Genomic DNA, 13616 nt, shown 5'->3' on the forward strand with positions numbered 1-13616 from the left:
TAACAATATTTATTTTGATAGTTTCAAAAATATATATATTAAACGAGCAATTATAAATGAAGAAAATATTAGACCCATTAGTAGATTAATTCTAATGGGTCTAATATTATTTTATACTTTTTATATAAATACTAAGTATATCCTCATAGGTTAATGGATAGGGATGATTTTTAAGTTTTGCTTTATTGGAGTTCATGTAAGAAGTATAATTTTTTAATTCATCAAGGGTTATTTTCAAATCCTTTGAAAATAATTCATCTATAAAGTTTCCAAACTCATCTACATTTGAGAAGTTCAATAAATATATGATTTTATCCACTTTATCCTTAGAATTATTTGCGTATATTTTAAGATATTCTTTTAAAAGAATTCCATTAGCCTTACCATGAGGTACATTATGATAATAAGTTAATGAATATCCCATTCCATGAGGAATAGATGTGCCGCTTTGTGAAATTACCATACCAGCAATAGAGGATGCTATTAATAAATTTTCACGTATTTTAAAGGGAATATTTTCTGAAGATATATATGAAATACATTCACTAAATATCTTTAAACCACTTTCTGCAAGAGCATTGCTAAAGCAGTTAGAATTAGTAGATAAATACCCTTCTATTAAATGTGAAAGTGCATCTATAGAAGTATTTATTGTTACATTTTTAGGTGTATCCATCAAGTAAGTAGCATCTAAAAAAGATACTACAGGAAAAATTTTAGGGCAAATACCTCTTTTATTTTTAATGTTATGATCTGTTAATATAGAGTAAGGTGTAGTTTCGGTTCCAGTTCCAGCAGTGGTAGGAACTGCAACGATTGGAAGAGAATTAAGAGCGGAATTTGTAAATAAATCTTCAATAGTGGCTTGTGAATTAAAAAGAAGAACTCCGGCAGCTTTAGATGCATCTATAGGTGAACCTCCACCTATTCCAATAATAAAATCGATACCTTTATCTTGGGCGAATAATTTTATTTTAATAATTGTTTCTGTAGATGGATTTTCTTCTACATCATCAAATATATGATAATCTATATTGTTTTCTTTTAAGGAATTTACCACATGGTTTAAAGAACCATTAGTTTTAGAAGAATGTTTACCAGTTACTATTAAAGCAGTACTTCCTAAAGAATTCATTATACTACCGTGATTTGCTATTGCGTTTTCTTCACATATAATCTTTGTTGGCATAAAAAATATTGGATTACTCAAAATTTTATTCCTCCTTAAAGTTATTGTAATATTAAAATTTTATCTTATATTTTAATATAGCATCTATTACAAGTTTTCTCAATTCATTAGAAGGATAACTTTATTATAAATTTTTATCTGTAAGATCTATTATTATTGAATATTTAAATTAATTTTGAAAATAATAGTTAATAGGGAGGTGAGCTTTATGGCTAAGAATAAGCAAAACAAACCTAAGAAGTCTTCCAATAAGGTGAATGGTGAACTAACTTCTATGAATGACAAATCAAATGACAGTAGAAATTCTAAAACAGGATATATGGAACAGCAACCTAATTCTCACTTAAATCAATTTAAATAAGTCTAGGTTATACTTAAACCGGTAACACTACAAAATATTAATATGTAGAGTTATCGGTTTATTGTTTAGTTGGATTGATTTTTTTGTTAATAAAAATTATAATTCTTTTTATTAGAGTTATGAAGGGAAGTTTAAGATGGAAGAGAGATTACAAAAATATATGGCTAGATGTGGTGTTGCTTCTAGAAGAAAATGTGAAGAAATAATATTATCTAACAGAGTTAAAGTTGATGGGATTATAGTAAAGGAATTAGGAACAAAAATTGACTCTAGAGTTAATGAAGTTAGAGTAGATGACAAAGTAATAAAACCAGAAGAAAAAAAGATATATATAGCACTTAATAAGCCTACAGGATATATATCATCTGTAAAGGATGATAGAGGTAGAAAAACTTTATTGGATATTGTAAAAGTGGATGAAAGGATATATCCTATTGGAAGGTTGGATTATGATACTTCTGGATTAATTCTTCTAACTAATGATGGTGAAGTTTATAACAATGTAATGCACCCAAGAGTTTCTATTAATAAAACTTATATAGCTATAGTAAAAGGAATAATCAATGATGATGAAATACATAAATTTGAAAAAGGAATTGATATTGGGGATTATATTACTGCACCAGGAAGATGTGAAGTGTTAAAAAAATATAAAAATAGTTGTGAAGTTGCTATAACTATCCATGAGGGGAAAAATAGGCAAGTGAGAAGAATGTGTGAAGCAATTGGACATCCAGTTGTAAGTTTGAAGAGAGTTTCAATTGGTGAAATAAAATTAGATACAGGGTTAAAAGAAGGTCAATGGAGATACCTAAGTGAAATAGAAATACAATACCTAAAGAATGGAGGAGATAAAAATGTTTAAATACTTAGGAAATATAACAGATCTATCTCACTATATAATTGAAAATTTTGTGGTGGATAAAAATATAGCGGTAGATGAGACTCTTGGGAATGGTGGAGATTGTGATTTTCTAAGTGAGAGCTTTAAAAAAGTTTATGCATTTGATATTCAATCAGTAGCAATAGAAGAATATAAGAAAAAGAACAAAGATAATGTAAAACTCATTTGTGATTCTCATGAAAATATAGAAAAACATATAACTGAAGAAATAGATGTAGCCATATATAATTTAGGTTTTCTACCCGGTGGTGACAAATCAATAACTACGGAGGCTGAATCTACACTAAAAAGTATTAAAGAAACTTTAAAAATATTAAAAAATGGAGGTTTTGCCATTGTATCAGTATACATTGGTCATAATGAAGGTCTTCGTGAAAGTGAACAGATACTAAAATATGCAAGTTCTCTACCAAAAAATAAGTATGGAGTAATGATTCATAAAGTTATAAATAGGAGTGAAAAGGCTCCATATTTATTAGTCATTGAAAAGAAGTGATTGCTCTAAAACAGTGATTTTACAATACTTAATACAGAAACTTAAACTATGTTATAAGTTTATAATTATCTCTTATATAGGAAAAAATTCATAAAATTAATAATCATAGAAGTTTTATGTTGAAGGATAATCCATACTGTGTTAATATGAAGTATATAATTCATTTTTCAGTAAAATGAATTATATACTTTATAATCTTTTAAAAGGAGTTAAGTGATGGAGAATAATAATACTGATTTAATGAGAATGATACAAACTAAGTTTTCAAGGTTAAGTAAAGGGCAGAAGCTCATAGCTGAATATATTTTAAAGCATTATGATAAAGCAGCATTTATGACTGCTGCGAAGCTAGGAGCAAGCGTTGGTGTAAGTGAATCAACAGTAGTTAGATTTGCTAACCAATTAGGTTATGAAGGATATCCTGAACTCCAGAAGGCGCTACAAGAACTTATAAAAAACAAACTTACCACAGCTCAAAGAATAGAATTATCTAATGATTTTATTATTCCTAATAACGCTTTAAAAGGAGTATTAAAATCAGATATAGAAAATATTAGAGCAACAATGGAAAAAATAAATTATGAGGCTTTCGAAAGTACAGTTAATAGTATTTTAAACTCTAAGAAAATTTATATTGTAGGATTAAGAAGTTCCGCTGCATTGGCAGACTTTTTAGGATTTTATTTAAATTTAATATTAGACAATGTAAAAATCGTATCTTACGGGATGAGTGATATTTTTGAACAGATGCTAACATTAGGTGAAGGAGACTGTGTCATTGGTATAGGTTTCCCACGTTATGCTATGAGAACTGTTGAAACCCTTAATTATGCAAAGTCAAGGGGAGCTGATGTTGTTGCAATTACAGATAGCGTTTTATCTCCGTTAGCAACTAAAGCTGATTATGTACTAATAGCTGAAAGTAATATGGCTTCCTTTGTTGATTCTTTAGTGGCACCACTAAGTGTTATTAATGCTCTTATTATAGCTGTAGGATTAAAGGAAAAGGACAAAATATCTAAAACCTTCACAGAACTTGAGCAAGTATGGCAAGAATATCAAATTTATTCCTACAAAACAAATAAAGATATTAACAAGTTTTAATTTTTATGTCTAAATTTTTATAAAATTATGTTGATTTATATACAAAAGTATTCTATTATGTAAATAAAGGCATGTAATCGTTTTTAGTATTTGCAATAAATCTGTTAAAATGTTTTTAAAAAAGAAGGAAAAAAAGCAAATACATAGAATATATATTACATGTAAAGATTTACTTCAGTGTGTTATCATACAAAAAGTAAATTATATAAATAATTTTGTTTAAATTTTAGGAGGTATTGATACTATGGATACTAAAGCTTATATTGAGCAAGTATTAGAAAACGTGAAAAAAAGAAACAGCGCTGAACCAGAATTTATACAAGCTGTTGAAGAGGTTTTAAACTCTATAGGGCCTGTACTTGATAAGCACCCAGAATATGTAGAGTCTAACTTATTAGAAAGATTCTGTGAGCCTGAAAGACAAATAATGTTTAAAGTATCTTGGAAAGATGACAATGGTAAAACTCAAGTAAATAGAGGATTTAGAGTACAATTTAATGGAGCTATAGGACCTTACAAAGGTGGATTAAGATTCCATCCATCTGTTTACTTAGGAATTATCAAGTTCCTAGGATTTGAACAAATTCTTAAAAATGCATTAACGGGACTTCCAATAGGTGGAGGTAAAGGTGGTTCAGACTTTGATCCAAGAGGCAAGTCTGATGCTGAAATCATGAGATTCTGTCAAGCGTTTATGACTGAATTACAAAGACACATCGGACCAGATGTGGACGTTCCAGCTGGAGATATCGGTGTAGGTGGAAGAGAAATCGGATACTTATATGGTCAATATAGAAGAATTAGAGGAGCTTTCGAAAATGGAGTTTTAACTGGAAAAGGTTTAACTTATGGTGGAAGCTTAGTAAGACCAGAAGCAACAGGATTTGGAGTTACTTATTTCTGTGAAGAAATGCTTAAACATGAAGGAACTGACTTCAAAGGAAAAACAGTTGCAGTTTCAGGTTTCGGTAACGTTGCTTGGGGAGCATGCCAAAAAGTTGCTGATTTAGGTGGTAAAGTTGTTACTTTATCTGGACCAGATGGTTATATCTATGATAAAGATGGAATAACTACTCCAGAGAAAATTAATTACTTAGTTGAAATGAGAAATTCAGGTAGAGATAAAGTTCAAGATTATGCTGATAAATTTGGATGCGAATTCTTCCCAGGACAAAAACCTTGGGGTGTTAAAGTTGACATCATAATGCCTTGCGCAACTCAAAACGATATTCATATAGAACATGCAAAACAAATCGTTGCTAATGGCATTAAATTTGTATGTGAAGCTGCAAATATGCCATGTACAAACGAAGCAGTTGAATACTTCTTAGCTAATGGATTAATAGTTGGACCTGCTAAAGCTGCTAATGCTGGTGGAGTTGCCACTTCTGCATTAGAAATGGCACAAAACAGTATGAGAATATCTTGGACAGCTGAAGAGGTGGATCAAAAACTTCATCAAATAATGGTAACAATTCATAAAAATGCTATGGATGCAGCTGAACAATGTGGATTTGGATACAACTTAGTTGCTGGTGCTAACATTGCTGGATTTATGAAAGTTGCTGAAGCAATGCATGCTCAAGGAGATATTTAATATTAAATTAAAATAGTTTTAATATTAAAGGAGGGAATTTTTAAATTCTCTCCTTTTTCATGTGATATGACAAGGATTTTAGTTTTAAATGTAATTTATTATAATTAAACTCTACTAATAAACGTAGAATAAAATTTTAGTTAACAAAATAAATTCATTGAATAATTAGGAATTTTATATTAAATTATAATATAGGAATATATTTAAAATAAAACAGAAGAGATGGTGATTTTTTGGCACAAGTAGTAGTTGTAGGTGGAGGTCCAGCTGGAATGATGGCTGCAATAGCAGCAAGTAAAAACAATAAGGTTATATTAATAGAAAAGAATAATAAACTTGGCAAAAAACTGTTTATTACTGGGAAAGGTAGATGTAATGTAACTAATAATAAGGATATTAGTGAGTTTTTTGATTATATTCCAACTAATCCTCATTTTCTATATAGTGCTCTTTATACATTTACCAATGAGGATACTATTAAGTTTTTTAATGAAAGAGGAGTTGAACTTAAAGTAGAGAGAGGGGATAGAGTTTTTCCTAATTCAGATAAATCTTCAGATATTATAAAAGCCTTTGAAAAAACTTTAATGGAGAAAAATATTGAAATTAAACTTGGAATTGCTGTAAAAGAATTAAAAGTTGAAAATAATAAGATTACTTCAGTAATCCTTGATAATGATGATTATATAGAATGTGATAATGTAATCTTAGCTACTGGCGGGGCTTCATATCCTCAAACTGGATCTAATGGTGATGGGTTTAGATTTTGCAAAAGTTTGGGTCATAATGTAGTGTCTATAAAACCGTCCTTAGTACCAATTGAAATTAATGAAGCTTGGGTAAAAGACCTTCAAGGTTTATCACTAAGAAATGTACAACTTACACTATTAGATAAGAACAATAAAATTATTTTTAAAGATCAAGGTGAAATGTTATTTACTCACTTTGGAATTTCTGGTCCATTATGTCTTAGTGCAAGCAGTTTAATAAAACCAGGTGAAAAGTATAAGATTGTATTAAATCTTAAGCCTGCACTTAGCGAAAAAGAGTTAGATTTAAGAATACAAAAGGATTTTTTAAAGTATAATAATAAGGACTTTAAGAATGCATTAAATGATTTATTTCCACAAAAATTAATTCCTATTATGATTAATTTAAGTAAAATACCAGAAAATCAAAAGGTAAATAGTATTACAAAAGAACAACGTAAGTTTTTTCTAAATCTTATTTCAAATCTTACAATGGATGTAAGAGGATTAAGGTCTATAGAAGAAGCAATAGTTACATCTGGAGGCATTGATACAAAAGAAATTGATCCGTCTACAATGAAATCCAAGGTGGTTTCTAACCTAAGTTTTGCTGGAGAAGTAATAGATGTAGATGCTTATACGGGAGGCTATAATGTACAGATTGCTATTTCTACAGGTTTTATAGCAGGAAGTAAGATATAAATATACAAGTAAAGTTATTATTGAGAAATTTATAGTTTAAAAACATCTATTTAAATTATAGATTGATAGTAACTATATAACTGAGGAGTGAAACTATGAAAATATCAATAGCTATTGATGGTCCTGCTGGAGCAGGAAAAAGTACTATAGCTAAATTAATAGGAGAAAAATATAACTTAATGTACATAAATACTGGATCTATGTACAGAGCAGTTACTTTATTTGCAATGAGAAAGGGTGTTGAACCTAATCAAGTAGGTGATTTATGTGAACTTATAGATACTTTGAAGATGTATTTTGATAATGATAACCTATTTGTTAATGATATAGATGTGACTGATGAGTTAAGGAGTATTGAAGTTACTAATAATGTGTCGAGATATGCATCTATACTAGAGGTTAGACAAAAGCTAGTTGAAATGCAGCAAGAAATAGCTAAAAATTACAATGTAATCATGGATGGTAGGGATATAGGCACAGTAGTACTTAAAAATGCATCCTTAAAAATATTCTTGACAGCTAGGGCAGAAGAAAGAGCTAAACGTAGGTATGATGAGCTTATAGCCAAGAATGTAAAAGTAGATTATAATAATATATTAGAAGATATAAAAAAAAGAGATTACATTGATTCAAATAGAGAAGTAGATCCTTTAAGAAAAGCTGAAGATGCAATAGAGATTGATACTTCTACTATGGGTATAAATGAAGTAGTAGATGCCATATCTAAGTACATATCATATATAAATGTAGATAAATAGTCATGTGTAATATAAAATAATTTGTTTTATAGTAAATGGTATTAGAGGTGAGGATAATATGTCTGAAGTAACTCTTGCAAATAAAGCAGGTTTTTGTTTTGGAGTAAAAAGAGCAGTTGAAGAGACTATAAGATTGAGAGAAAAATATAATAAGGATATATACACATTAGGGCCATTAATCCATAATAATGATGTTGTGAAAAGCTTAGAGGAAAAAGGTATTCATTCTATAACTCTAGAAGAAGCATATAATCTTAAAAAAAATGATGTTGTAGTAATAAGATCTCATGGTGTTGGCAAAAATGTATTTGACCATTTAAGAAAGAATAATGTTATAATAGAAAATGGGACTTGTCCATATGTGAGAAATATACAACAAAAAGTTGAGGAGTATTATAACAAAGGATATAATATAATTATTGTTGGTGATGATAAGCATCCAGAGGTCATAGGGATTAATGGGTGGTGTAATGATACAGCTATTATATCTAAGGATGGAGAAAACATAGATGCAATTAAGAGCAAGGTATGTGTAGTTTCCCAAACTACAGAAAAGCAAAGTAATTGGGAAAAGGTTTTGAACAGGATAATATCATTAGCTAAAGAAATAGTAGCTTTTAACACTATATGTAATGCCACAGAAGAAAGACAGGAATCAGCGAATAAACTTTCTAAAGAGGTTGATTTAATGATAGTTTTAGGCGGATATAATAGTTCAAATACTACAAAGCTTTATGAAATTTGCAAAAAAAATTGTGAAAATACTTATCATGTAGAAAAAGTAGATTCTTCACTTTTAAATATGATAGGGAATGAAAATATAAATAAAATTGGAATTACTGCTGGGGCGTCAACTCCAGAGTACGTAATTGAGGAGGCTATTAGTAAAATGAAAAAACAAAACGATATAAGTCAAGAGGATATGGACCTTTATGATAAATATTTTAAGGATACTAGCAACATATCTGTAGGAAGTATTTTAGAAGGTGAAGTATTTAAAGTAAATGAAAAAGAAGCATATTTAACTATAGGTACAAAAACTGAGGCTATAGTAACAGCAGAGGAATACTCTAGAGACAATGAAACTCCTTTAAATCAACAAATTAAAGTAGGAGATGTTATTAAAGCAAAAGTAATAAACAGAAAAAATTCTGATGGATTAGTTGTATTATCAAGAACTGAGGTTTTAAGAGCTGAACAACAACAAGTGTTAAAGGCTGCTTTTGATAATGGAGAGATAATAAATGTTCAAGTTAAACAAGAAGTAAAAGGTGGACTTGTAGCTTTATTTGAAGGAGAAAGAGTATTTATACCAGCATCTCATATAGAATTAAGTAGAGTTAGTGATTTGTCTAAGTATATAGGACAAAATTTTGATATAAAACTTATAGAGTATTCTAGAGAAAGAAATAGAGTTAAAATAGTTGGTTCAAGAAGAGAACTTTTAGAGAAGGAGAATGAAGTTAAAAAGGCTACTACATGGGCTTCTTTAGAAAAGGGAATGGTAGTTGAAGGTGAAGTTAAAAGATTAACTGCTTTTGGAGCTTTTGTAGAAATTAATGGTATAGATGGTTTATTACACAGTTCAGAAATGTCTTGGAATAAAGTTAATAACCCATCAAAATTATTTAAAGTTGGTCAGATTATTAAAGTTGGTGTTTTAGAAGTTGATAGAGAAAATAACAAATTAGCTTTAAGTGTTAAAATGTTAAGTGAAAATCCATGGAATAATATTAATGAAAAATATCCAACAGGAAATGTTGTTGCTGGAAAAGTAGTAAGATTTGCACCATTTGGAGCATTTGTTGAATTAGAAGAAGGTATAGATGGATTAGTCCACATATCTCAAATTTCTAATGAGAGAGTTGAAAAAATTGAAGATGTTTTAAAAATTGGAGAGATCGTAAAAGCTGTTATAACTCAAGTAGATGCTGAAGGAAAGAAAATTGGACTTAGCATTAAAGATTTAGAGGCATAAAAATTTTTAGAAGATACACTATACTGGTGTATCTTCTATTTTAAATTAAAATAAATATACTAAAAATGGTTATATTATTTAAATTTGGATTATAATATATATATAGATTCAAAAGTATGAGGTAGATGGATTTATGTATAAATTAGAAACATTAAATAATTCAAATTTAAATTTTATAAATGAGTTTGATATTACTAATGAGTATAAAGAAGAACTCATAGAGATTTGTACAAATAAGAATATATTTAAAAAACTCCTTTTGGGAAAAAACATCAAGTATATAAAATCTCAACAAAAATATATAGGGTTTTTATGGTATAGTAAACTTCAATATCAAGTATATAAAATACACTGTATAAAGTTTATTCCAGAATATAGTACTTTTGAGTATTATAAAGAAGTTTTTAAGTTTTTCAATAGTTGTAATTCAATTATAATCAGTGAAAATAATAACTTGAATACAACTTTATTGATTAAACTAGGATTTAGTGTAGAAAGAGCTATTATTGAAATGGAAAGAGATATAAATTCCTATGAAGAACAGAATAATGATGAAAATATTTCTTTTGAAACCTTTAAAGAAGGTAAAGATGAAAAATATAGGTGTTTAATTCAGAATAAAGTTTTTGATTCAGCTAATAGACAGTCTATAAATAAAGAGGATATTATATATGAAAAATATCAAAATTATTATATTCCAGAAGGATGTATTTTTATTAAACATAAAGGAGTTCATGTAGGGTATGGACAATTAATAAAAAAAGATTCAAAAATTTATATAGCTAACTTTGGAATTTTACCGGAATATAGAGGCAAAGGTTATGGAAAGAAGCTACTAAAATATATAGTAAATATAGCTCATGATCTTGGAAATAGTAAAATATATCTTAAATGTGATAAAAAAAATATAGAAGCTGTAAATTTATATATAGGTGAAAGGTTTAAAACAATTGATACTTACCATGAGTATAAGAAAGATAATATAGATTCATTTTAATATAATAATTAATATAGTAAATATAGAACTATACTTTATAATTATTAAGAACAAATATAATAAAAAAGAAATTAAGTCATGAAACTTAATTTCTTTTTTTGATTACTATTTTTCAATTTTTACATATTCAGCTAAAGCTCTTTCTAATATGTCCATTGCATCAGCTAGAGCTTCAGTATTTAAACAGTAAGATAATCTTATTTCATCCATACCAAGACCCTCTGTTGCATAGAAACCTTCTGCAGGTGCAACCATAACAGTTTTATTATTATAGTTATAGTCTGTAAGTAACCATTTTGCAAAATCCTCACCACTTTTTATTGGAAGCTTTGCTACAATATAAAATGCTCCAGTAGGTTTTTTGCATATAACACCTGGCATTTTTGAAAGCTTTTCAAACAGAATGTTTCTTCTTGATTCATATTCTTTTTTAACGTTAATAAAGTATTCTTTAGGAGTATTGATTAAATTTGCTGCTGCTAGTTGTTCTATAGTTGGAACACATAGTCTAACTTGACACATTTTCATAATTTGACTTATAAGTTCTTTATTCTTAGAAGCTACTAAACCAATTCTTGCACCACATGCACTATAGCGCTTAGATATACTATCTATTAAAATTACTCTATCTTTAATATCTTCCATATAAAGAGCAGAAGTGTATTTTAATCCATCATAAACAAATTCTCTATATACTTCATCTGCAATAAGGAATAGGTTATTCTCTTTACATATATCAGCAAGCATTCTTATTTCATTTTCAGTGTAAACAACTCCAGTTGGATTTCCAGGGTTAGAAACCATGATTGCTCTAGTTTTAGGAGTTATTTTAGATATTATAACATCCTTTGCTGGTAGATGGAATCCTTCTTCTGCTTTAGTTATAAAAGGTACCACTTTTACGCCAGCACCTTGTGCAAATCCTGCATAATTGGTATAGAAAGGCTCTGGTATAATTACTTCATCGTCTACATCACAAATTGCTGTTAATGCTAAAGAAATAGCTTCAGAACCTCCATTAGTAATAAGAATTTCATTAGATTCAAAATCTATATCCCATTCTTTATAGTATTTAATAAAACTATTAATTGCTTCATCTATTCCTTGAGATTGAGCATATTTAAGTACATCATCTTTATAGTTATTAATTCCTTCCATGAATTCCTTTGGAGTTTCAATATCAGGTTGACCAATATTTAAATGATATATTTTTACTCCTTTACGTGCAGCTTCAGCTCCATATGGTGCTAGTTTTCTAATCGGTGAATATCCCATAGCCAGTATTCTTTTTGAAAATTCCATTTTAACTCCTCCTAAAATAATATGAATAAATATTTAAGTTTATTTATTTTCATTATTGTACTAGTATACATTACATATTGTTTCTATTTTGTATAATATTTATGAAGAACTTTACCTAATCTTTTTATTCCTTCTACGATTTTATCTTCTGGCATATTAGAGTAATTTAATCTAAAGAAATTTTTCTTTCCACCATTAGGGAAGAAAGAAGCACCAGGTACATAGGCTACATTCTCTTTTAGAGCATCTTCCATAATAGAAGCAGAATCTAAATCTTTTCTTAATTCAACCCAAGTAAACAACCCTCCTGAAGGATAAGTGTATTTAACGTCTTCAGGGAAATATTTTTTCATGCTATCTATCATTAAGTCACGTCTAACTCTATAAACTTCAATTATGCTCTTTATATGATCATCTAAACTGTAAATTTTCATGTATTCTCCTGCGATAACTTGAGCAAAAGTATTACATTGTAAGTCTGCGCCTTGCTTAATTAAAATATACTTTTTAATTATTTCTTCTTCTGCTAATATCCATCCAAGTCTTAGTCCAGGACAGAAAGTTTTAGAGAAAGTACCTAGATTAATTACATAACCAGCTTTATCAAAGGATTTAATTGAAGGAAGACTTTCTCCCTCAAATCTTAAATCTCCATAGGGACTATCTTCAATTAAAGGTATTTCATACTTAGCAGCTAGTTCAGATAAGCGTTTTCTTCTTTCGATATTCATTGTAATTCCACTTGGATTTTGAAAATCTGGAATAGTATAAATCATTTTTATATTGTGGTCTTCGTTTTCTAATGCTTTTTCTAATTCCTCTACAATCATACCATTTTCATCCATTGGTATTTCTAAGAATTTAGGACCATAAGCCATAAATGCATTTAAAGCGCCAAGATAGCTTGGACTTTCACATGCAATAGTGTCTCCTTCATTTATGAAAAGCTTTGCAGAAAACTCTAAACCTTGCTGAGAACCATTAGTTAGCATAACATTTGAAGTATCGCATTTTACTCCTGTAGGCGCTATTCTTTCTTTTACAATTATTTCTCTCAAAGGCATGTAACCATCAGTAGAAGCATATTGTAGAGCTATTTGGCCTTTTTCTTTTATAACCTTTGATGCTACTTCGTTTAGTTTATCTAAAGGAAATAATTCAGGTGCTGGTAATCCACCTGCAAAAGAAATGATTTCTGGCTTTTCAGTCAATTTCAAAAGTTCTCTTATTTCAGACGCTTTTAAATTTGAAGTCCTATTCGCATAACGTATATTCATATATACACCCCCCCATAATTATGTTTTAAAATTAATTATACTATTCATCTTATGTACCATGATTTTATTATAACTTATTTGCATGTTTTTTCAAGATATTTTAATATAGTGGAAAGAGTAATAAAATAAATCTTAAAAATACTTGTTATTTGAGTGAAGAAGTAGTATAATGACTTAAAGAATAAATTAAATAATTAAATAT

At 28.7% G+C, this 13616-nt stretch carries 12 protein-coding genes; 9 read left to right on the forward strand and 3 right to left on the reverse strand.

Going from position 1 to position 13616, the window contains the following annotated elements; translation table 11 throughout:
* Nucleotides 1-106 precede the first annotated feature (106 nt).
* The gene (locus B2S02_RS00900; RefSeq protein WP_346848087.1) at nt 107-1210 is read right to left on the reverse strand and encodes an iron-containing alcohol dehydrogenase family protein; all 1104 of its coding nucleotides are present in this window, start codon (nt 1208-1210) and stop codon (nt 107-109) included.
* A 187-nt stretch (nt 1211-1397) separates the two neighbouring features.
* Here B2S02_RS00900 and B2S02_RS00905 point away from each other — a divergent pair, with 187 nt between their 5' ends.
* From B2S02_RS00905 to B2S02_RS00945, 9 genes are all read left to right on the forward strand, one after another.
* Nucleotides 1398-1550, forward strand: a complete 153-nt coding sequence (locus tag B2S02_RS00905; RefSeq protein WP_156964331.1) for a hypothetical protein — start codon at nt 1398-1400, stop codon at nt 1548-1550.
* 136 nt (nt 1551-1686) lie between these two features.
* A complete protein-coding gene (locus B2S02_RS00910; protein ID WP_346848088.1) occupies nt 1687-2415 on the forward strand; it encodes a pseudouridine synthase in 729 nt (242 codons plus the stop codon).
* On the forward strand, nt 2408-2950 hold the full coding sequence (locus B2S02_RS00915) for a class I SAM-dependent methyltransferase (protein WP_346920143.1): 543 nt from the start codon (nt 2408-2410) through the stop codon (nt 2948-2950). Before B2S02_RS00910 ends, B2S02_RS00915 begins: the two co-directional genes overlap by 8 nt.
* Before the next feature lie 216 nt (nt 2951-3166).
* Entirely contained in the window at nt 3167-4054 is an 888-nt protein-coding gene (locus B2S02_RS00920; protein WP_035132970.1) for a MurR/RpiR family transcriptional regulator, read from the forward strand.
* A gap of 244 nt (nt 4055-4298) precedes the next feature.
* Nucleotides 4299-5651 (forward strand): NADP-specific glutamate dehydrogenase, encoded by a 1353-nt coding sequence (gene gdhA / locus B2S02_RS00925; protein WP_207656739.1) that lies wholly within the window; start codon nt 4299-4301, stop codon nt 5649-5651.
* 233 nt (nt 5652-5884) lie between these two features.
* Nucleotides 5885-7102, forward strand: a complete 1218-nt coding sequence (locus B2S02_RS00930) for an NAD(P)/FAD-dependent oxidoreductase (RefSeq protein ID WP_346876179.1) — start codon at nt 5885-5887, stop codon at nt 7100-7102.
* 95 nt (nt 7103-7197) lie between these two features.
* Nucleotides 7198-7860 (forward strand): (d)CMP kinase, encoded by a 663-nt coding sequence (gene cmk, locus B2S02_RS00935; RefSeq protein ID WP_346848091.1) that lies wholly within the window; start codon nt 7198-7200, stop codon nt 7858-7860.
* Nucleotides 7861-7918: 58 nt separating this feature from the next.
* A complete protein-coding gene (locus B2S02_RS00940) occupies nt 7919-9838 on the forward strand; it encodes a bifunctional 4-hydroxy-3-methylbut-2-enyl diphosphate reductase/30S ribosomal protein S1 (protein ID WP_150844231.1) in 1920 nt (639 codons plus the stop codon).
* A gap of 133 nt (nt 9839-9971) precedes the next feature.
* The gene (locus B2S02_RS00945) at nt 9972-10835 is read left to right on the forward strand and encodes a GNAT family N-acetyltransferase (protein ID WP_346848092.1); all 864 of its coding nucleotides are present in this window, start codon (nt 9972-9974) and stop codon (nt 10833-10835) included.
* A gap of 105 nt (nt 10836-10940) precedes the next feature.
* Here the strand turns inward: B2S02_RS00945 and B2S02_RS00950 are convergent, their stop codons facing one another.
* Together B2S02_RS00950 and B2S02_RS00955 are read right to left on the reverse strand one after the other, a co-directional pair.
* Nucleotides 10941-12137, reverse strand: coding sequence for a pyridoxal phosphate-dependent aminotransferase (locus tag B2S02_RS00950; protein WP_346848093.1), 1197 nt, complete (start codon nt 12135-12137; stop codon nt 10941-10943).
* Between the two features lie 83 nt (nt 12138-12220).
* Nucleotides 12221-13414 (reverse strand): PLP-dependent aminotransferase family protein, encoded by a 1194-nt coding sequence (locus tag B2S02_RS00955; RefSeq protein WP_346920144.1) that lies wholly within the window; start codon nt 13412-13414, stop codon nt 12221-12223.
* Nucleotides 13415-13616 lie beyond the last annotated feature (202 nt).

It is taken from the genome of Clostridium sp. UBA7339 (genome assembly GCF_002470865.1).
In the GTDB taxonomy this organism is placed as follows: Bacteria; Bacillota; Clostridia; order Clostridiales; family Clostridiaceae; genus Clostridium_J; species Clostridium_J sulfidigenes.